Annotated in this window: 25 protein-coding genes and 1 riboswitch; of the genes, 13 read left to right on the top strand and 12 right to left on the bottom strand. The window is 59.9% G+C overall.

All coding sequences use genetic code 11. The features are described 5' to 3' along the window. Positions 1–16: 16 nt before the first annotated feature. Positions 17–559, top strand: coding sequence for a GNAT family N-acetyltransferase (locus PIB16_RS15280; protein ID WP_065654824.1), 543 nt, complete (start codon positions 17–19; stop codon positions 557–559). Between the two features lie 4 nt (positions 560–563). On the opposite strand, the gene PIB16_RS15275 is transcribed toward PIB16_RS15280, so the two are convergent. Continuing rightward, the gene (locus PIB16_RS15275; protein ID WP_161988021.1) at positions 564–926 is read right to left on the bottom strand and encodes a hypothetical protein; all 363 of its coding nucleotides are present in this window, start codon (positions 924–926) and stop codon (positions 564–566) included. 220 nt (positions 927–1,146) lie between these two features. Here PIB16_RS15275 and PIB16_RS15270 point away from each other — a divergent pair, with 220 nt between their 5' ends. Together PIB16_RS15270 and PIB16_RS15265 are read left to right on the top strand one after the other, a co-directional pair. Next, on the top strand, positions 1,147–1,749 hold the full coding sequence (locus PIB16_RS15270) for a superoxide dismutase (RefSeq protein WP_003522258.1): 603 nt from the start codon (positions 1,147–1,149) through the stop codon (positions 1,747–1,749). Positions 1,750–2,014: 265 nt separating this feature from the next. After that, the gene (locus PIB16_RS15265) at positions 2,015–2,866 is read left to right on the top strand and encodes a metallophosphoesterase (RefSeq protein WP_271045810.1); all 852 of its coding nucleotides are present in this window, start codon (positions 2,015–2,017) and stop codon (positions 2,864–2,866) included. A gap of 201 nt (positions 2,867–3,067) precedes the next feature. Here PIB16_RS15265 and PIB16_RS15260 read toward each other — a convergent pair whose 3' ends face one another. Further along, on the bottom strand, positions 3,068–3,769 hold the full coding sequence (locus tag PIB16_RS15260; protein ID WP_271045809.1) for a helix-turn-helix transcriptional regulator: 702 nt from the start codon (positions 3,767–3,769) through the stop codon (positions 3,068–3,070). A 133-nt stretch (positions 3,770–3,902) separates the two neighbouring features. Here PIB16_RS15260 and PIB16_RS15255 point away from each other — a divergent pair, with 133 nt between their 5' ends. From PIB16_RS15255 to PIB16_RS15230, 6 genes are all read left to right on the top strand, one after another. Continuing rightward, positions 3,903–4,532 (top strand): LysE family translocator, encoded by a 630-nt coding sequence (locus tag PIB16_RS15255; protein ID WP_003522261.1) that lies wholly within the window; start codon positions 3,903–3,905, stop codon positions 4,530–4,532. A gap of 118 nt (positions 4,533–4,650) precedes the next feature. Beyond that, positions 4,651–5,085, top strand: a complete 435-nt coding sequence (locus PIB16_RS15250) for a c-type cytochrome (protein ID WP_162934043.1) — start codon at positions 4,651–4,653, stop codon at positions 5,083–5,085. A gap of 90 nt (positions 5,086–5,175) precedes the next feature. Continuing rightward, positions 5,176–6,096: a c-type cytochrome gene (locus PIB16_RS15245; RefSeq protein ID WP_271045808.1), complete on the top strand. Its 921-nt coding sequence runs from the start codon at positions 5,176–5,178 to the stop codon at positions 6,094–6,096. Positions 6,097–6,281: 185 nt separating this feature from the next. Beyond that, positions 6,282–6,517, top strand: a riboswitch (cobalamin riboswitch). A 161-nt stretch (positions 6,518–6,678) separates the two neighbouring features. Next, positions 6,679–6,861 (top strand): CbtB domain-containing protein, encoded by a 183-nt coding sequence (locus PIB16_RS15240; RefSeq protein WP_003522264.1) that lies wholly within the window; start codon positions 6,679–6,681, stop codon positions 6,859–6,861. Positions 6,862–6,871: 10 nt separating this feature from the next. Continuing rightward, positions 6,872–7,582 carry a CbtA family protein gene (locus PIB16_RS15235; RefSeq protein ID WP_196380248.1) on the top strand — a complete coding sequence of 237 codons (711 nt, stop codon included), beginning with the start codon at positions 6,872–6,874 and terminating at the stop codon, positions 7,580–7,582. Positions 7,583–7,586: 4 nt separating this feature from the next. Continuing rightward, positions 7,587–7,901, top strand: a complete 315-nt coding sequence (locus PIB16_RS15230) for a hypothetical protein (RefSeq protein ID WP_078051088.1) — start codon at positions 7,587–7,589, stop codon at positions 7,899–7,901. A gap of 170 nt (positions 7,902–8,071) precedes the next feature. On the opposite strand, the gene PIB16_RS15225 is transcribed toward PIB16_RS15230, so the two are convergent. The 4 genes from PIB16_RS15225 to PIB16_RS15210 all read right to left on the bottom strand — a co-directional run bounded on the left by PIB16_RS15225 (position 8,072) and on the right by PIB16_RS15210 (position 10,173). Beyond that, the gene (locus tag PIB16_RS15225) at positions 8,072–8,638 is read right to left on the bottom strand and encodes a type 1 glutamine amidotransferase family protein (protein WP_078051087.1); all 567 of its coding nucleotides are present in this window, start codon (positions 8,636–8,638) and stop codon (positions 8,072–8,074) included. A gap of 20 nt (positions 8,639–8,658) precedes the next feature. Further along, positions 8,659–9,147, bottom strand: coding sequence for a GNAT family N-acetyltransferase (locus PIB16_RS15220; RefSeq protein ID WP_003509304.1), 489 nt, complete (start codon positions 9,145–9,147; stop codon positions 8,659–8,661). Positions 9,148–9,351: 204 nt separating this feature from the next. Further along, on the bottom strand, positions 9,352–9,765 hold the full coding sequence (locus tag PIB16_RS15215; RefSeq protein WP_003522268.1) for a MerR family transcriptional regulator: 414 nt from the start codon (positions 9,763–9,765) through the stop codon (positions 9,352–9,354). 60 nt (positions 9,766–9,825) lie between these two features. Then, on the bottom strand, positions 9,826–10,173 hold the full coding sequence (locus tag PIB16_RS15210) for a hypothetical protein (protein ID WP_168207987.1): 348 nt from the start codon (positions 10,171–10,173) through the stop codon (positions 9,826–9,828). Between the two features lie 129 nt (positions 10,174–10,302). Here PIB16_RS15210 and dmeR point away from each other — a divergent pair, with 129 nt between their 5' ends. After that, positions 10,303–10,575, top strand: coding sequence for a Ni(II)/Co(II)-sensing transcriptional repressor DmeR (gene dmeR / locus PIB16_RS15205; protein WP_003509296.1), 273 nt, complete (start codon positions 10,303–10,305; stop codon positions 10,573–10,575). 20 nt (positions 10,576–10,595) lie between these two features. After that, entirely contained in the window at positions 10,596–11,615 is a 1,020-nt protein-coding gene (gene dmeF, locus PIB16_RS15200; protein ID WP_271045807.1) for a CDF family Co(II)/Ni(II) efflux transporter DmeF, read from the top strand. Positions 11,616–11,625: 10 nt separating this feature from the next. On the opposite strand, the gene PIB16_RS15195 is transcribed toward dmeF, so the two are convergent. From PIB16_RS15195 to PIB16_RS15180, 4 genes are all read right to left on the bottom strand, one after another. Continuing rightward, positions 11,626–11,913, bottom strand: a complete 288-nt coding sequence (locus tag PIB16_RS15195) for a hypothetical protein (RefSeq protein WP_065654236.1) — start codon at positions 11,911–11,913, stop codon at positions 11,626–11,628. Positions 11,914–12,287: 374 nt separating this feature from the next. Then, positions 12,288–13,394 (bottom strand): quaternary amine ABC transporter ATP-binding protein, encoded by a 1,107-nt coding sequence (locus tag PIB16_RS15190; RefSeq protein WP_271045806.1) that lies wholly within the window; start codon positions 13,392–13,394, stop codon positions 12,288–12,290. Beyond that, positions 13,387–14,295: an ABC transporter permease gene (locus PIB16_RS15185; RefSeq protein WP_220319350.1), complete on the bottom strand. Its 909-nt coding sequence runs from the start codon at positions 14,293–14,295 to the stop codon at positions 13,387–13,389. Before PIB16_RS15185 ends, PIB16_RS15190 begins: the two co-directional genes overlap by 8 nt. Before the next feature lie 246 nt (positions 14,296–14,541). Beyond that, the gene (locus PIB16_RS15180) at positions 14,542–15,552 is read right to left on the bottom strand and encodes an ABC transporter substrate-binding protein (protein ID WP_174038919.1); all 1,011 of its coding nucleotides are present in this window, start codon (positions 15,550–15,552) and stop codon (positions 14,542–14,544) included. A 92-nt stretch (positions 15,553–15,644) separates the two neighbouring features. Between PIB16_RS15180 and PIB16_RS15175 the strand changes: the two genes are divergently transcribed. Next, positions 15,645–15,857 (top strand): hypothetical protein, encoded by a 213-nt coding sequence (locus tag PIB16_RS15175; protein WP_271045805.1) that lies wholly within the window; start codon positions 15,645–15,647, stop codon positions 15,855–15,857. A gap of 191 nt (positions 15,858–16,048) precedes the next feature. On the opposite strand, the gene PIB16_RS15170 is transcribed toward PIB16_RS15175, so the two are convergent. Beyond that, positions 16,049–18,148: a S9 family peptidase gene (locus PIB16_RS15170; RefSeq protein WP_271045804.1), complete on the bottom strand. Its 2,100-nt coding sequence runs from the start codon at positions 18,146–18,148 to the stop codon at positions 16,049–16,051. A 136-nt stretch (positions 18,149–18,284) separates the two neighbouring features. After that, positions 18,285–18,854, bottom strand: a complete 570-nt coding sequence (locus tag PIB16_RS15165; protein WP_065654230.1) for a hypothetical protein — start codon at positions 18,852–18,854, stop codon at positions 18,285–18,287. 305 nt (positions 18,855–19,159) lie between these two features. Between PIB16_RS15165 and PIB16_RS15160 the strand changes: the two genes are divergently transcribed. Then, complete coding sequence (locus tag PIB16_RS15160) at positions 19,160–19,561, top strand: DUF930 domain-containing protein (RefSeq protein WP_059753914.1); 402 nt, start codon at positions 19,160–19,162, stop codon at positions 19,559–19,561. Positions 19,562–19,643 lie beyond the last annotated feature (82 nt).

Here is a 19,643-nt window from a genome sequence, read left to right as displayed (position 1 = left end):
TCCGCAGGACGAGAGAATGACCCTTTCCACCGTTTCCAGCCTTACGATCCGCCCTTGCGAAGAGGCGGATATTCCAGCCATTGCCGAAATCTACCGGGACGCCGTTCTGCACGGCCGCGCGAGCTTCGAGATCGATCCGCCGAGCGCGGAGACGATGCTCGAGCGCCGCCGCCTTCTGGTGGAGGGCAATTACCCCTATCTCGTCGCCGAATGCGATGGAAAGATAGCCGGATATGCCTATGCCGGCGCCTATCGCCCGCGCCCGGCCTATGGCGCGGCGGTGGAGAATTCCGTTTATATCGATCCGGCCATGAAGGGCATGGGTATCGGCCGCAAGCTGCTCGAGGCGTTGATCGAGGCGGCGACGGCAGGCGGCTTCCGGCAGATGATCGCCGTCATCGGCGATTCGGCCAATGCCGCCTCGATCGGCGTGCACCGCGCCGCCGGTTTCGAACATGTCGGCACCTTCAAATCCATCGGCTGGAAACATGGCCAATGGCTGGATACGGTGCTGATGCAGCGTGCGCTGGGCGAGGGCGACACCACGCCGCGCTTTTGAACGATCAGGGCTTGGTGGAGCCGGGGATTTCCACCTTCAGCGTATCGCCGGAAAGTTCGCTGCCCAGCTCCACGGCCTTGGTTTTCTTGTCGTAGACGCAGATATGGCTGACGGTCGCATCCGCGCCCCCACTCTTCCCGGTGAGTTTGACCTTGCCGGTGAGAATGGCGAGGCCGTAATTCTCGCTGCCGACCGGATCGACCACGGCCTTCGCGTCCTCGATCATGTCTTTGGCGCCGGCAAGGCAGGCCGTCTGCACATCTGCCACGAACTCCTTCCAGGCGTCATCCGACGACGCGGCGGCGGGGAAGGTGAGCGACGAAAGCGCCGCAAGGAGGAGGATGGTGCGGGGGATCGGACGGGTCATGGAATTTCCTTCCTGCAATCTCGGCAAAAGCGAACCGATAGGGTGGAAAACGGTACGCCAGGGTTGTGAAACAAATGTGGTGGCGGCCGCGCGGAGAGGAATTTTCTCTTTTGTCGGAACATTTTGATATTTCGCAGGTTGCCCAAACAGAGGTTCGCTCCTATGGTCCGCTCACACGGTTTCTAGGAGCGGTAACCCGCTGCAAAAAGGAGTAAAAACCATGGCCTTCGAACTTCCCGAACTCCCCTACGACTACGACGCGCTTGCACCCTACATGTCGCGCGAGACGCTCGAGTTCCATCACGACAAGCACCACAAGGCATATGTCGACAACGGCAACAAGCTGGCGGCCGAAGCAGGTCTTTCCGACCTGTCGCTCGAAGAAGTCGTGAAGAAGTCCTTTGGCACCAATGCCGGTCTCTTCAACAATGCGGCCCAGCATTACAACCACGTCCATTTCTGGAAGTGGATGAAGAAGGGCGGCGGCGGCAACAAGCTGCCGGGCAAGCTCGAGCAGGCATTCGCCTCCGATCTCGGCGGTTACGACAAGTTCAAGGCCGATTTCATCGCTGCCGGCACCACGCAGTTCGGCTCCGGCTGGGCATGGCTCTCCGTCAAGAACGGCAAGCTTGAAATTTCCAAGACCCCGAATGGCGAAAACCCGCTGGTTCATGGTGCCGATCCCATCCTCGGCGTCGACGTCTGGGAACATTCCTACTACATCGACTACCGCAACCTGCGTCCGAAGTACCTCGAAGCCTTCGTCGACAACCTCATCAACTGGGACTACGTCCTGGAGCGTTACGAAGCCGCCGCCAAGTAAGGCTTGCGGAATGCGTGGTTGCTGATCGAAGCAGCCTCCTCCCGCGCGACGTCATCCTCGGCCTTGTGCCGAGGATCTGCTCCGTCTCTCAAAACGCGACGTGGCAGATGCTCGGGACAGGCCCGAGCATGACGACAGTGGAAATATCCACACATTTGAGACGCCCGGCTTCAAGCCGGGTGTTTTGCATTTGTGATGGCGCGATACGGCCTGTCTGATTTTATTGTCACAAGCCTGTCATCCGCCGGGTTTATCGCGGCGCATCATGACTGAAAAAACCACGCCTCTCTTCTCCTTCGGCATTGTCGCCGATCCCCAATATGCCGATGCCGCTCCCCGTCCGGAAATGGGCCGTTATTACGCCGAGAGCCCGAAAAAGCTCGCAGACGCGGTCGACGCCTTCAACCGCGAGGACCTCGCCTTCGTGGTGACGCTCGGCGATATCATCGATCGCGGCTTCGAAAACTTCGATGCGATCCTTGCCGTTTACGACGGGCTTCGCCACCGCTCGGTGCTGCTGCCGGGCAATCACGATTTCGCCGTCGCCGCAGAGCATTTGCCGGCTATCCACGCCCGCCTCGGCATGTCCGCCCCATGGCATGATTTTTCCATCGGCGACATCCGCTTCGTCGTGCTTGACGGCAATGAGGTCAGCCTTTTCGCGCCGCCGCCCGGCGATCCGCGTCGGGCGCTTGCCGCAGATCGGTTGAAGCACCTTGCGGATGCCGGCGCAATCAATGCGCAGGACTGGAACGCCTCGCTCAGCGACGAGCAGTTCGAATGGCTGCGGGCCGTTCTGCAAAGGGCGGATGCGGCAGGCGAAAAAGTGATCGTTCTCTGCCACTATCCTGTCTATCCCGAAAACGCCCACAATATGTGGGACGCGCCTCGCATCCTTGAGCTTCTCGGCTCCCACCCCTCGGTCGTCGCGTGGTTCAATGGCCATAATCACGAGGGCAATTACGGCCTATTGGGCAATACCCACTTCGTGAACTTCAAGGGAATGGTCGATACGCCTGACCAGAACACCTTTGCCATCGCCGATGTCTTTTCCGACCGAATCGTCATTCGCGGTTTCGGGCGCGAGGAGGATCGCCTGCTGGAGTATTTCCTGTAGGAAATAATGCCTTGCTGCGATGCCGGACCTCTCTCGAGGCCCTCATTCCTGTGCTTGTCACAGGAATCCAGCCAGCCCAAGTCCTTGGGCTGAAAAGAGTCCTCTCGCCGCGCAGACGCGCATCGACTGGATTCCTGTGACAAGCACAGGAATGAGGGCGGAGAGGGGTGCTCCGACACATAACAAGGGCTGCGAACTGCACTAAATTCTGTTTCCCAACTGGTTGCTCTGCCAGCCGCTCATCCACAATTGCCGCAGCTTCTCACCTTCCAGCTTGAAGAAGCTGCCGGTCGTTTCGCAGCTCAGCACCCGGTCCGAGCGGAAATTGCGAATCGCCTGCCGCAATTCGCACCAGGCGACGATATTCACCGTCTCCGAATAATAGATCACCGCAATCGGCCGAACCTGCCGCTGCGTTTGCGCGCCGGCTTCATCGCGATAGGTGATCTCCAGCTTCTCCTCGTCGCGCACCGCCCGCCGGACCGTCGCAAGATCGACGCCGGCGGGGGAGGGCGCGATGCTGCCCCAGGCATGCAGGGCATTGGCGGAGAGGGTTTTCGACAGGGGTTCGGGCAGGGAGGCGGCAATCTTGTCGCTGACCTGCCTTGCCGCCTGCCGCAACTCGGTATCGCCGGTGCGGGCCACCATGGCGAGCGCCAGCACGATCGCCTCCGTCTCTTCGATGGAAAACATCAGCGGCGGCAGGTTGAAGCCGGGACGCAGGATATAACCGACGCCGCGTTCCCCTTCGATGGGCACGCGCATGGTCTGAAGCGCTGCTATGTCGCGATAGACCGAGCGCACCGTCACTTCCAGCGCCTCGGCAATCGTCTGCGCGGTGACAGGCCTGCGCGCCACCCGCAGGATCTGGATGATCTCGAACAGTCTCGACGCCTTGCGCATTGCCGTTTTCCCGGTGGATTTCCCTACGCAACTGACACAACGCTGTCAGTTGGCTTTTCCTATAAACGGAGAAACACATTGAGAAACATGGGATTTTCCGAATGTGTCGTGAAATGTTTTGGGAGATACTGACATGAGTTACGCCGAAAATCTCTGGCTATTCTTTCTGGTCCTGTTCGGTATCATCATCCTGCCGGGCATGGATATGCTGTTCGTACTGGCAAGCGCACTGACGGGGGGAAAGAGAACCGGCCTTTCCGCCGCAAGCGGCATGAGCGCCGGCGGCATCGTGCATTCGCTTTACGGCGCCCTGGGCGTCGGCATGCTTGCCGCCTGGATGCCGTCGCTGTTCCTGCCGCTTCTGGTTTTCGGCGCCGCCTATATGATCTGGATCGGCATCGGCCTGATGCGCAGCGCGATTGTCGTGAACGGCGATGAGGCGCAGGCGAGCGCTTCGGTCAGAAAAGCCTTCTGGCGGGCGGTGCTGACCTGCCTTTCCAACCCGAAAGCCTATCTGTTCATGATGGCGATCTATCCGCAATTCCTCAAACCGGCCTATGGTCCGATCTGGATGCAGGGGCTGGTGATGGGCGCGATGGTGGCGGTCACGCAGTTCACGGTTTACGGCGCGCTGGCGCTGACGGCGGATAAAAGCCGGGCATGGCTGGTTTCTTCGCCCGCCGCCACGATCTTCATCGGCCGCGCCGCCGGTTTCATGCTGATTGCCGCAGCGCTGCTGACATTGTGGGAAGCCCTGTCTTAGGCTTCTGTTTTCACGATGGAATTCACCGCAATGTGACTTCTTTTCGCCATCCGGAAAGGGCATCCTCGCGCCGTTCCATCTAGCGCCCGGTGTCCCGGCCGGAATCAAGGAGAGTTGCATGAAACTGAAAACCATTACCGCGGCCATGCTGTTCGGCTGTCTTTGCGCCGGAGCGGTCTACGCTGCCGGCGAAGTCGAAAAACGTGAAAGCATGATGAAGCAGATCGGTGGGGCGATGGGTTCGCTTGCCGCCATCTCCAAGGGCGAAAAGCCCTTCGACGCCGATACCGTCAAGACTGCAGTGACCACCATCGGCACCAACGCCAAGGCTTTCCCGGACCAGTTCCCCCCCGGCACCGAGACCGGCAGTGCGGCGGCCCCCGCCATCTGGGAAAATTTCGACGACTTCAAGGCCAAGGCCGCCAAGCTCGGCACGGATGCGGACATGGTTCTCGCCAATCTCCCCACCGATCAGGCGGGCGTCGCCACCGCCATGAAGACGCTGGGCGCCGATTGCGGCACCTGCCATCAGACCTATCGTCTGAAGAAATAATCGCAGCACTTTGGAAACGCCGCTTACCGGCGGCGTTTTCTCAGGCACGAAAGACATCTGACCGGGTCAGGTGAGAATGGGGAGAGGGGCATGTCCTCCATCTGGACGAAACTCGTGGGCGGGGCCGTCGTCGCGGCCATTGCGGGCTACGGCATATTCGCCTGGGTCACCGCGCCTCAGCGGCAGGCGCCCAGCCACTGGGTCAGCCTGGGCGAACCGGATCTGGCCAATGGCGAAACGCTGTTCTGGGCGGGCGGCTGCGCAAGCTGCCATGCCGCACCCGATGCGAAAGGCGAGGCGCTGTTGACGCTTTCGGGCGGGCAGGCGCTGAAAAGCCCCTTCGGCACCTTCCATGTCCCCAATATTTCCTCCGATCCGCAGCATGGCATCGGCGGCTGGACGCTGGCGGAATTCGGCGATGCGATGACGCGCGGTGTGGGCAGGAACGGCGAACATCTCTACCCGTCCTTTCCCTATGCCTCCTATGCCCGCATGACGCAGAAGGACATCAACGATCTCTTCGGTTATCTGAAGGCCCTGCCGGCCAGCCAGAACGATGCGCCGGATCACGAATTGCCGTTCCCCTTCAATCTGCGCATGGCGCTGGGCGGCTGGAAATTCCTTTATTTTGACCCCTCGGCGCGGCCCCGCGTGGAGCTTGCCAATGCCAATGCTGAATTGCTGCGCGGCCAATATCTGGTGGAAGGGCCGGGCCATTGCGGCGAATGCCACACGCCGCGCAACGCGCTTGGCGGTTTCGTGAAAGACAAGTGGCTGGCCGGCGGTCCCAACCCGGAAGGCGAGGGCCGCATTCCCGACATTACCCCCGGCTCGCAAAGCATCGGCAGCTGGGCCGAGGCCGATATTGCCAGCTATCTGGAAAACGGCTTCACCCCGGAATTCGACAGCGTCGGCGGCTCCATGGTCAAAGTGCAGCAGAACATGGCGCATCTGACGCCTGAAGACCGCGATGCGATTGCCGCCTATCTGAAGGCCATACCGCCGCGGTAATCCTCAGCCGTCATGCCGGATCAGATCCGGCATCCAGCCACGGCGCGTCTGCGCCGTGAGAGGAGTCTCTTGCGATCAAGGACTTGATCGCGCTGGACCCCGGATCTAGTCCGGGGTGACGGAGGTGGAGGCGACGGCGTGCAGTTCGAAATCAGGCCCACCATTGACTCCCGACCCCTCCCATCGGATAACAATCCTGTGATGGTTCCTTCCGGGCGTTCCGGAAGGTGAAAAGGGAACACGATAGGGAGAGATCCTCATTCGTGGCTGCCCCCGCAACTGTGAGCGGAGAGCCTGAAACGAAATGCCACTGGCAGGCCATCTCGCCGGGAACCGAAGGTTTCCAGAGAGGGTGACGCCGGGAAGGTGTTTCAGGTTTTGACCCGTAAGCCAGGAGACCTGCCATCGCGGAAATATCCATGCCGGCGGGGTGTCCGGAAGAGCGGAATTTCAGGGTGGCGGGATCGACGCTTCCCTGTGTCAGTCTCGTATCCCCGTGGTGAAGTGTATCGTAGCGGCTCGATGGCCTTTTGCCGTCCGGCCGCGTCCAAAGGCGCGGGGTCGCGCCGGAGAGGGGTCACCATGTCCATCAACCAGAATACGGCCAACGCCGCCGTTTCCGCAAAAACAACCAGCTTTGCGCAATCGCTGACGGCGATCGTGCTTGGCCTGTTCGTTGTCGGTTTTGTCGGCTTTTCCCATGTGGAAGCCGTTCACAATGCCGCGCATGACACGCGTCATGCCAACGCCTTCCCCTGCCATTGAGGGGAACGGCATGTCGTCTTTTCGCAATATCGTCTTTACCGCCGTTCTCGTCGGCATTCTTGGCGGTTTCGCCGTCTCGGCCATGCAGGCTTTTGGCACGACGCCGCTCATCCTTCAGGCGGAAACCTATGAAAGCGCCGGCGAAGCACCCCACAGCCATGATGCGCCGGCGCCCGGTGCTGCCGTTCCCGCCCATGAGCACAATGACGAGGCCTGGGCTCCGGCCGATGGCTTCGAGCGCACCGCCTACACCGTCGCCGCCAATGTGCTGACTGCCATCGGTTATGCGCTGGTGCTGACCGGCCTGATTTCGCTGCGTGGCACGAATGGCGGCTGGCGCGAAGGCCTTCTCTGGGGCGTTGCCGGTTTTGCCGCCGTCATGCTGGCGCCGATGATCGGCCTGCCGCCGGAACTTCCGGGCAGCCCGGCCGCCGCACTTGAGGCGCGGCAAATCTGGTGGCTTGCGACGGTTGCCGCAACCGCGGGCGGCATCGCGCTGATCGCGTTCCGCCGCGAACCCTGGGCCATCGTATTGGCGCTGGTGCTGATCGTCGCACCGCATGTGGTCGGCGCACCCTTGCCGCCGGAAGGCGAACATGCGCTGGCGCCGCTGCCGCTGGAGCGTCAGTTCATCGTCGCCGCCACCGTGACCAGCTTCGTGTTCTGGGCTTTGCTCGGAACGTTGAGCGCGTTTTTCCTGAAGCGCTTCCAGTCGGCTTGAGACTATGCAGGACGCAGCGGAATGGAGTGAGGAACTCGATGCGCTGCGTTTTGCCGTCCCCGGTCACGGCGCTTTCTGCGCCGTGCACCGCCTTGCCTTCAAGGCGGTTCTTGGGGCGACCCCGGATCGCGAGGCGGCTATCGCCTGTTTTCATGAGCACGAGGCCGCTTTTATCGCTGCGGCGCTCAGCAAGATAAAACGCTCGAATTCACCCTCCGGCCGCAGCCTGCATCTGAACAGCCGCGATATTCGCCGTGCGATTGCCGGGGAGAACGGCGATCATGCGGCGCGTGTTTGTCGCGTACTTGATCGGCGATAATCATTGCCGTTTTCACGTCCGTCATCCCGGCCTTGAGCCGGGATCCAGCCAGCCCAAGTCATTGGGCTGAAAGGACTCTTTTCACCGCGCAGACGCGCGTCGGCTGGATTCCGGCTCAAGGCGGGAATGACGGGAGTAGAGGGAGCGCAAACAACCGAGGCGGCTATGCCTCAGCGATGCTCCGCCGCAAAAACCTGAAGTTCCGCCTCGGCTTCCGGACCAAAGAGGCCGAGGTGTTTCAGGATTTCCACAGCGAAACTGACCGGCGCGCTGCCGGCAGCCGTGATGATGCCGCCATCGCTGACCGCTTTCGGCTGGTCGCGGTAGAGCGACTCGCCGCTATAGACGGCATAAGCCTTGTGGGACGCCAGCGAATTGCCGGTATGGGCGACGTCGTTCAGGACGCCCGTGCTACCGAGCGCGCTTGCCGCCGCGCAGATGCCGGCAACCAGCCGGTTCCTGTCGTGAAACCGGTGCACCAGCCCGCCAAGATCGACAGCCGTTCCCTTTTCCCAGCTCAAGCCGCCGGGAATGACAAGCGCATCGATGCCAACAGGATCAAGCGCGTCATAGGATGTGTCAGGCGTCACATTCAGCCCGCCCATGGATGTCACCGGCCTGCCATCGGGGGTAGCGTAGACGATCTCGACGCCCAGATAACTGCGGGCTGCGGCGGCAAGCAGCGCCGGTTCCCAGTCCGCAAAATCCTGCGCCAGCGCAATGGCGATCCGTGTCATGGCCGTCTCCGTGGTTTTAATCAGGCGATGGACTGCATGTAGCGCATGCCGGTGACCGGGCGGGGCGCGAAATCCATGTTTTCGTAGAAACGATGCGCCGCCACATTGCCGGTCGTGGCGCTGACGGAAAGATAGTCGCAACCGAGACGCTTGGCGATATCGCGGGCGCGGGAAACAAGATGCTGGCCGGTGCCATGGCCGCGATGCCCGTCACGCACGAAGAGATGATGCAGCTCAAGCCCGCGCCGGCCTTCCTGCGCCCTGTAGAGCGGCAGAAGCAGGGCGTAACCGATCAGCGCGCCATCGGCTTCGGCCACGAGGCCATGTACCCACGGCAGCGGGCCGAACAGGTCGCGTTCCAGTTTCGCCGGCGTGATCGCCGCCGCATCGCCGTGGTAGGAGGCAAGCAGCGTAATCATCTCGTTGAGCTCGGGCAAATCCGTCTTGCGTGCGCCACGAATGATGACGACGGGCGGTCTTTCCAGTGTAAGGGAGCTATCTTCGGTCATTTTTTCGGTCCTTTGGTCTTATCGGTGCCGTCAGGACGCTTGAGAAACAACAAAGCCGCCTGACGGCGGCTTGTTGACAATATGATCTGTCGAGCCGCCCTTAAAGGTAGGCCCAAAAGTACGAGCAGGAGATGGGTGCGCGTTCGTTGATCATGGAACATGCAATGCGCCCGAATCCGCAATCTGTCAAGCCCGGTTTTCCGATCAATGCTCGCCCTCGCACATGCCGTGATTGGAAAGCGCGCGGATGACGTAGCAATCCTCTATGGAATGGCCGTGGCAATGGGAGACGATCCGCTCCAGCTCATGCTCCAGCTTCTTCAGGCTGGCGATCTTCTCGCGCACATGGGCGAGGTGTTCGGCGGCGATGCGGTCCGCGCCCTCGCAGGGCATCTGCCGGTGCTGGCTAAGCGCGATCAGTTCGCGGATGGCGTCGATGTTCAGCCCGAGATCGCGCGCATGGCGGATGAAGGCCAGCCTTTCGAGGTCGGTCTTTTCGTAGCGGCGCTGGTTGCCGTCCGAACGGTCGGCTTCGCGGATGAGGCCCATCTGCTCGTAATAACGGATCGTCGGCACCTTGACGCCGGTGCGTTTGGACAGTTCACCGATGGACAGCATCTTTTTCTCCATATCTCCAGTCTCTAGAGATATGGCTTTTCCGTCCCCGGTTCAATGGCCTTAAGCGGCGTCGTTGACGCCAAGCGCTTGGGCCAGTGCCTTCAGTACCTGCGATTCGAGGCTTGCCATATCTGGCTGGGCGGAAGCGGCCACCTCAGCATTGGCGCCAGTGGAGGCTGAAACGCCGCTGTCCATGTTCCAGAGAGCAGCAGCCAGGCTCGCGGAGGCGCCGGCCAGCGGGGCGACGGTGGTGGCGACATTGCCTGCCACCGAAATGGCGCGATGGGCCGCCCGCGTCAGCTCCTGCAAAGCCTCGGTGGTAGACTGGCTCTCCCGGTTATGCGCAGGCGCGATGCCGCGGACGGGAGAGGCGAAATTGATGCTGCTGGTTGCTGCGATAGTCGTCATGACTGTGAGTCCCCTAGTTCTGATGGGGCATTTTTAAGGTCCGAAACATTCCCGAAGATTGCGTCATGCACGCCTTGCGCAAAAAATAGCGGCAATATACTATACCCCCCTATAGTATATGAGGTGCCCATGTCCCATACGATCCGCAACAAGGAGAAGCTTCTGGCCCGCATCCGCCGTCTGAAAGGGCAGATGGAGGCGGTCGAGCGCGCACTGGATGATGCCAAGCCCTGCGGCGAGGTGCTGCAATTGCTCGCTTCGGTGCGCGGCGCGCTTTCCGGCCTGACCGGAGAGGTGATGCAGGAGCATCTGCATGAGCATGTGGTGCATGCCGAAAACGAAGACGAGCGGGCGCGGGCGGCGGAAGAGCTGGCCCAGGTGCTGAAGACCTACATACGGTAAAAGCGAACAGGATTAGCGACATGACGACGACATCCGAACACCGTGCAGCAGCCGGTCACGACCATGTTTTCCTTGGCAAGAACCATGAGCGCAATGAAAGGCGCGTCTGGATGGTCATTGCGCTGACCACGGCCATGATGGTGGCGGAAATCGTTGCCGGCCACTGGTATGGCTCCATGGCGCTGACGGCGGATGGCTGGCACATGTCCACCCATGCCGGCGCGATGCTGATTTCGGCGCTCGCCTATCTTTATGCCCGCCGCGAGGCGCGCAATCCGCGCTTCACTTTCGGCACCGGTAAGTTCGGCGATCTGGCGGGTTTTGCCAGCGCCATCGTGCTGGCGGTGGTGGCGTTGCTGATTGCCGTCGAAAGCGCGATGCGCCTCATCAATCCCGTTGAAATCGATTTCAACCAGGCGATCCTCGTCGCCATCATCGGCCTTGCCGTCAATCTTCTCAGCGCCGTGCTTTTGAAGGATGACCATCACCACGATCATGGCCACGGCCACGGTCATGCCCACGGCTCACATGCCCACCATGGGCACGGCAGCCACGCCCACCATGATCACGGCTCCCATGCCGGTCACCATGCGGACCACGGCGCAAAGGGCGGGCGGGACAACAATCTGCGCGCGGCCTATCTGCATGTGCTGGCGGATGCGCTGACTTCGGTTCTCGCCATCGTCGCGCTGCTGCTCGGCAAGTGGAACGGCTGGTCGTTCCTTGATCCGTTGATGGGTATCGTTGGCGGTCTGGTCATTGCCCGCTGGTCATGGGGCCTGATCCGCTCCACGGCGACGACACTGCTCGATGCGCTGCCGCCGGCGGAGGATCTGCCGCAGGAAATCCGTGAAAGCGTGGAGACGGAAGAGGATCGCATCACCGACCTGCATGTCTGGCAGGTAGGGCCGGGGCATCACGCCGCCATCGTGGCGATCCATTCACAGGCGCCGAAAGCGCCGGCTTTTTATAAGCAAAAACTTGCCGCCATACATGAACTCTCGCATGTGACGGTGGAAGTCAGCCCGGCAAGGGCCTGATTGGAATCGCCTATTCGGTATATTCCGAATAGGCGCTGCGCACCCATTCCACCTCGGCTTCCGCCTTGTCCTCGGGGGAAGCCGCGGTCGTATCCTGATAAGCGGGCGCACTGCCATTGCCGACGGCCCACAGAACATTGGCCAGCGACTGGGAAAGAATGGTGCTGGAAACGGTGGGATTGCCCGGGCCGCGTTTTACCGCCTGCTCCTCCGGCGCGCTTTGAGCGCTGCCAGCTTTTTCGATGTCGCGGATGCGACCCTGATAGTTATATCCGCCAATATTGCTTTCGATCTGCATGTCGGTGATTCCGCGTTCAAAAGTTAACGAATGGTTAACGGCGGCGACTTGTCCGAAACTTGTGCTTGCTGCGCTGCAGCGACTGCCGAGGGTTGACAGCAGGCGAAGTAGTGCTTCGTTTTTGCATAAAGGGGGCGGGGCAGGAGGCGATTGCCAGCTTTATCCCTCGCGGCATTGCAGTCCGGGTTAAATTTCTGGCGCCGTGAACACCTCATTCCCCTCATTCCGCCTTGATCTGGCATCCAGCCGCCGCACGTCTGCGCGGCGAGAGAGTTCTTTCAGCCCAAGGACTTGGGCTGGCTGGATACCGGCTCAAGGCCGGTATGACGGAAAGAGGAAATCTCGCGGACGCGGCCAATCCGTCCGGCGCCGGATTACGCCGTTTCCTTCTCCACAGGCATAGCCGCTTCCAGGAGCTTCTCCGGCTTCTCCGCCGTTTCCGCCTCCGCCTCAACATCCTGCGGCGCGGGCGTCACCATCGCAGCCACCAGCGTATCGAGGCCGATGCTGCCGACCGGTTTGCCGTCCTCGTCCACCACATGGGCGGTGGTCTCGTTGGCTTCCGACATGTCGCGGGCGATTGTTTCCAGCGTCGCATTTTCCGGCACGGGCATGCCCTCGGGGCGGCTTTCCAGCGGCTCCATCACCGTGGTCGCCTGCAGCACGCGGCCGCGATTGACGTCGCGCACGAACTCGGTGACGTAACCATCGGCCGGGGAGAGGATGATGCTCTGGCCGTCGCCCTGCTGCACCACTTCGCCGTCTTTCAGGATGGCGATATGGTCACCCAGCCGCAAAGCCTCGTCCAGATCGTGGGTGATGAACACCACGGTCTTCTTCAGCTCCTGCTGCAGATCGAGCAGCATGGTCTGCATGTCGACGCGGATCAGCGGGTCGAGCGCCGAATAGGCCTCGTCCATGAGGAGGATATCGGCATCGTTGGCAAGCGCACGGGCAAGGCCGACGCGCTGCTGCATGCCGCCAGAAAGCTGGTTCGGATAATAATCCTCGTAACCGGCAAGGCCGACGCGCTCCAGCCAGTAGCGGCCCTTTTCCTCGCTCTTGCTGCGCGGCACGCCCTGGATGTCGAGACCGTAGACGCTGTTTTCCAGCACGGTGCGATGCGGCAGAAGGCCGAATTTCTGGAACACCATCGCCGTCTTGTGGCGGCGGAATTGCCTGAGCGCCGAGGTGCTCATACCGCAAATGTCCTCGCCGTCGTAAAGAACCTCGCCGGCGGTCGGATCGATCAGCCGGTTGATATGGCGGATCAGCGTCGACTTGCCGGAGCCTGACAGCCCCATGACGACGGTGATCTTACCGCCCGGCATGGTGATGTTGATGTTGTTGAGACCGAGAACGTGGTTGTGCCTGTCGTTCAGCTCGGCTTTGTCCATGCCGGATCGCACCGCTTCGAGGTACTTCTCGGGATGCTTGCCGAAGATCTTGTAAAGATTCCTGATTTCGATGCTTTTAGCCATGGGAGACCTCGCGGTATTTCTGCAGGCGCTTGCCGAAAGCCTGGCTCGCCCGGTCGAACATGATGGCGATGGCGACCAGAGCGAAACCGTTCAGGAAGCCCACCGTGAAGAACTGGTTGTTGATGGCCTGCAGCACGTTCTTGCCGAGCCCGCCGACACCGACCATGGAGGCGACGACGACCATGGCGAGCGCCATCATGATGGTCTGGTTGATGCCGGTCATGATGGTGGGCAGCGCCAGCGGCAGCTGCACATTGAACAGCTTCTGGCCATTGGAGGAGCCGAAGGCATCGGCCGCTTCCAGCACCTCCCGGTCCACCAGGCGGATGCCGAGGCTGGTGAGGCGAATGACGGGCGGAATGGCATAGATCACCACTGCGATCAGGCCCGGAACCTTGCCGATGCCGAAAATTACCACCACGGGGATGAGATAAACGAAGCTTGGCAGGGTCTGCATCACGTCGAGCACGGGATTGATGAGGCGTTGCAGGCGTTCGGAACGACCCATCAGGATGCCGAGCGGCAGGCCGATGACGATGGCGATCAGGGTGGCGATGGCGACGATGGAGAGCGTCGTCATGGCGTCGCGCCAGAGGCCGACGGCGCCGATCATCAGCAGGGCGAGCGCTGTGCCGCCGGTAATCCTGAAGCTGCGACCGGCCAGATGCACGATGGCGAGAATGATGAGGAGCGTGATGATCCACGGTGTCTGGATGAACAGCCGCTCCGAGGAATTGAGGAAGAGCTGCAGCGGATGCACGATCACATCGATCGCATCGCCGTAGTTGCGCACGATGTCGCGAAAACCATCATCGATGGTCTTGCGTGCCACACGCATCGTGGAATTGTCGATGGCCGGGAACTTGCAGAGCATGTCCGGCAGGTAAGTGCAGAGGGTCATTATTGTTGTTTTCCCTTTGGGTTTCGGGGGATGGGTGGTGGAGGTTGGAGTGCGCGGGCACCCCCCTCTGTCCTGCCGGACATCTCCCCCTCAAGGGGGGAGATCGATCTGCGGCAAGGTCTCGCCCATCTTGATGGTTGAGGATGAAGCGGTGAAAGCGCGCCCCGCCGATCTCCTCCCTTGAGGGGGAGATGCCCGGCAGGGCAGAGGGGGGTAAGCGGCTTACGCCGACTCCCCACTAACCAATCACATCGAAGCCTTGATCTTCTCCGCCACCTCGGCCGGAACCCACTTCGTCCAGATTTCCTCGTGGTTCTCGAGGAAATACTCCGCGCCATCCTCGTTGGTGCCCTGGTTCTCATCCATCCAGGCGAGGATTTCGGCGACCGTTTTGTTGTCCCAGTGGCGGGCCTTGATGTAGTCCAGCGTCACGCCGGCCTTGCTTTCGAAGTCCTTGGTGATGACGGTATAGACATCGGCAACCGGATAGGCATTGACCTTCGGCGCTGCGCAATCGACCTTCGCCGTGCAGTCGTCGAAATGGGCGCGGTCGAGCTCGACGCCGTCATCCAGCTTCACCATCTCGTATTTGCCGAGAATGGCGGTGGGCGACCAGTAATAGCCGAGCCAGCCCTGCTTCTTTTCAAAGGCATTGGCGATGGAGCCGTCGAGGCCGGCGGCAGAGCCGGTGTCGACCAGCGTGAAGCCCTTTTTGTCGCCCTCGCGCGCCTTGTAGAGATTGGCGGTGGTCACCTGGCAGTTCCAGCCGGAGGGGCAATTATGCACCGCGCCCTTGCTGGCGTCCTCCGGGGCGGGGAAAAGTTCGGGATGTTTCAGCGCATCCTCGACGGTCTTGATGTCGGGGTGGGCGTCGGCGATGAATTTCGGGATCCACCAGCCTTCGATACCGCCTTCGGAAAGAATTTTCGATGCCTCGATCATGCGGCCGTCCTTGACGGCGGCGTCGAGCGGCTCGCGCACGGCGTTCACCCACAATTCGGGCGCCATGTCCGGCTGGCCCTTTTCGTTCATGGAGGCAAAGGTCGGCATGGTATCGCCGCTGACGACATTGACCGTGCAGTCATAGCCGTTTTCCATGATGAACTTGTCGACGTAAGCCGCGACACCGGCGGATGCCCAGTTCATTTCGGCGATGGTGATGTTGCCGCACTCTTCGGCGGCATTGGCGGAATTTGCTGCACCGGCAGCGATGATAAAGCCCGTTACGAGAATGGTCGAGGCCAGGAGTTTCTTCATGTGTAAGACCCCCAAGTCTGATGCAGTGTTTTCAATTGGCAAAGCGGGAGCACTGCAAAGCCCGGATTGCCAAGGGCGAACTGACATGGCGCATGGAAAAGCCGAAAAAAGACGGCAAGAAGAATATCCGCAGAACACGCTGCGGCATTGCCGCAGGAAACGCGGCGAAAAGGCGCATGAATATGTCAACGACCGGCATAATACGGCCAAAAAGTGATATTGCAACGCAAAATGGTGCATCGCAGCCATGCGTTCGATTCCCGGAACATTTTTACGTCTGGCGTAATACTGAAAATATATTCTGAGTTTGCTGAGGTATATTTTGAATTTCAGTATTTTGAAATAAAAATCCGTTATGCCGTAACGTGGTATTTAAAGAAAAAATGCCGGCGTGATTTTGTGGAAAAAATATTCGAAAACGGGTTTTTGATGGGTATTTTTATACTGTTTTCGGAACGGGCGGCGGCTCTCAGCCGCCCGTTCCGCCATCAGCGGGTCACGCCGCGTCCTTGCCGGCCACCTTCAGCGCAAAGGCATATTCGAAGGCGATTTCTTCCAGCCGCTGGAAACGGCCCGATTTGCCGCCATGGCCGGCCGCCATGTTGGTTTTCAGCAGGATGGGTGCTTCCCCCGTCGTCTTCTCACGCAGCTTCGCCACCCATTTGGTCGGCTCCCAATAGGTCACGCGCGGATCGGTGAGGCCGGAAAGCGCGAGAATCGGCGGGTAAGGCTTCGCACCCACATTGTCATAGGGGCTGTAGGCAGCAATCCAGCCATATTCCTCTGCCGATTCCAGCGGATTGCCCCATTCCGGCCATTCCGGCGGGGTGAGCGGCAAAGTGTCATCCAGCATGGTGGTGAGCACATCCACGAAGGGAACGGCGGCGATGATGCCGGCGAATTTCTCCGGCGCCATATTGGCAACGGCTCCCATCAGCATACCCCCGGCCGAGCCGCCTTCGGCGATGATGCCCTGATAGGAGGTGAAGCCTTCCTGAACCAGATGATCGGCAGCGGCGATGAAATCCCTGAAGGTGTTCTGCTTGGCTTCCATCTTGCCGGTTTCGTACCATTCGAAACCCTTGTCCTTGCCGCCGCGAATATGGGCGATGGCATAGATGAAACCACGGTCGGCGAGCGACAGTGTGGTGGTGGAGAAGGAGGCCGGAATGGTGATGCCATAAGCGCCATAACCATAAAGCAGGCAGGGGGCGGAACCGTCAAGCGCCACATCCTTGCGATAGAGCAGGGAGACCGGCACCAGCTCGCCATCATGCGCAGGGGCCATGATGCGACGGGTGATGTAATCATCCGGATTGTGGCCGGAGGGTACTTCCTGCGTCTTCAGCAGTGTGCGCTCGCGCGTCACCATGTCGTAATCGAACAGCTGGCTCGGCGTCGTCATCGAGGAATAGGAGAAGCGGATCACATCCGTGTCATATTCCGCCGCGCCATGCAGGCCGAGCGAATAGGCCTCTTCGGCAAAGGCGATGGAATGTTCCTCGCCGGTACGGCGGTCGCGGATGACGATGCGCGGCAGGCCGTCGCGGCGTTCCAGCCAGATCAGGTGGCGGGCATAGGCATCGACGGAGAGAATGAGGCGGCCCGGCTCATGCGGCACGACTTCTTTCCAGTTTTCCTTGCCGGGTGCGGTGACCGGTGCTTCCACGATGCGGAAATCCTTGGCGTCGCCGTCATTGGTGAGGATGAAGAAGACATCGCCGCCTTCGCACATCGAATATTCGATGCCCTCTTCGCGCTCCGCCACGATAGCAGGCTCGGCGGTCAGGTCTTTGGTGGAGAGAATGCGATATTCGCTGGTCTCATGGTCGTGAATGTCGATGAAGATGAAATCGTCGAGCACCGACGCGCCGACGCCCATGAAGAAACCGGGGTCCTTTTCTTCATAGACCAGCCGGTCGGCCGATTGCGGCTCGCCGATGATATGGTGGAAGACCTTGGAGGGACGGTGGTTCTCGTCCTGCAGCGTATAGAAGAAGCTCTTGCCATCGGGCGCCCATGCGCCGCCGCCGCCGGTGTTTTCCACGACATCGGCAAGGTCTTCGCCGGTTTCGAGGTTGCGGATGCGCAGGGTGAAATATTCCGAGCCCTTGTCGTCGTAACCCCAGATGCCGTGGCTGTGATCGGAGGACTGGTCGAGGCCGGCAAGACGGAAATAATCCTTGCCCTCGGCCTCCTTGTCGCCGTTCAGCAGCACATGTTTTTCGCCGCCGCCGCGCGGGGTGCGGAAATAATGCGGCTGCTCGCCGCCGGTCACGAACAATGTCCCGTAAGCATAAGGCCCGTCATTGACCGGCACGGAGGAATCATCCTGCTTGATGCGGCCCTTCATTTCCGTAAACAGCTTTTCCTGAAGCGCCCTGGTGTCACCCATGGCCGCTTCCATATAGGCGTTTTCCGCTTCCAGATGGGCGCGGATCGATGGGTCGAGCAGGGTAGGGTCCTTGAACATGGCCTGCCAGTTATCGGCCCGGAACCATGCATAATCGTCGGTGCGGGTAATGCCGTGATGCGTGTCCTGAACGGGCCGTTTTTCGGCGGTCGGGGCGGCAGGCAGGTTCTTGAAAATCGGCAAGGGAAACTCGCTTTCGTATGATGAACGGCGCTAGGAAAGATTCGTCGGCGACGACCCTAACATTTTTTTGCGCCCCGCCTCACCCTCGGATTGATACTTGCGGTGTCCTGGGTTCTGCTCATCACGAATGGCCGTGTTAGTCTTTCTCTCTCGCAATGTAACCAATGCCCACCCTGGGTCCATATTCCGAACTTCGGACCTCGATGGGCATCAGCCAATGCTCCGGCTTGACCTGCCCGGAAGGCACGCATTTTATCAATATACCGGCCCGCTTTGTTACAGGGTCGTAGAGCGAAACAGGTTCATCAAATAGCTTTACAAAAACGTGTAGACCCTGGCAAAACCGCTTGGCATTCAGGTACATATTGACTTGCTTGGTCAATCCAGCCTGATTTATGTCGCCAATATCTGGATTTTGCTCAATGTTCTTCAATTCCACAACATAATCGCCCAGTTTTCCGAATGCCTTGTCGGCCGGTCGGTGGGAAATGGGGTAGGTTGTCGCGGTCGCCTTTATATAGGCCTTGTTGAGATTGAGTGCTTTGTATTCAGCATCTGCTGCCCACACCTGCGTGGCGATGTCCGCACCGAGAGTGACATTGGCAAAGGTCCTTAAAAGCCGAGATTTGGCGTTTTCTTTATCTGTCTGAGTGCAGCCGGAAAGAAAAAAGGCAAGAATCGTGAAATTGATAATTGTATTTTTCATAATGTACCGAAATTTAAATTAATATTGGAATTTAGTTATTTAAAAAATGAATTTGTTTCTCAAGTTATTCTTTAAATTTGGGGAGATGGCAAGATTTTTAGGACGGTCACTTCAAAAGAATCGCAACTGATATTCCTCTTCCAGCCGATCAAGTTTCAAATCTCCACAGGCGGAATGCGGCTTGGGCACAATTTCGTCAGCTTTCGATCACATTTTAGCAATATCCGGCAAATCAGCGATGATGGATGCAGGCCGCCCGGCCTGCCGCCCACCACAAGAACAAACGAAAAAACTGACAGGATCCCATGCGAAAGCTTCTTCCCGCTGCCCTTTCTGCCTTTTTCCTTGGCTTGCAGACCTTCACCCCCGCCTTCGCGATCGACGCCAGCGTCATGCGGCAGTTGAACGCGCTTGCCCCCGAAGAGCGGCTGGAACAGCGCTGCGATATCGAGGCGATGGAAAGGATAGCGACCGAGCAGAAGGGCATGCGGCCGGACAAGGTCATCGCCTATACTTTCGGCGATCCGGAAGTGGGGAAGAACTCCATCAAGGCTCCGGGCGCAGTCTTCAGGAGCGCGGGCGAATGGTACAAGCTCAAATACAAGTGCCAGCTAAAGAGCGACAGTCTCAGCATCCAGTCCTTCGACTACCGTGTGGGCGATAAAATTCCCGAAGAGCAGTGGAAGAAGTTGTATCTTTATGACTGAGAGCGGAATTTTTCGATTTCAGACCGGCGTTTAGCCGCCGCTTTGTTGCCGCGTCGTCAACGGCTCTGTAACCCTGACTTTC

The sequence above is a fragment of the Agrobacterium sp. ST15.13.015 genome, from assembly GCF_027871645.1.
GTDB lineage: Bacteria > Pseudomonadota > Alphaproteobacteria > Rhizobiales > Rhizobiaceae > Agrobacterium > Agrobacterium leguminum.
The sequence above is the reverse complement of the archived record's forward strand: the minus strand, read 5'-3'. Positions and strand labels throughout refer to the sequence as shown.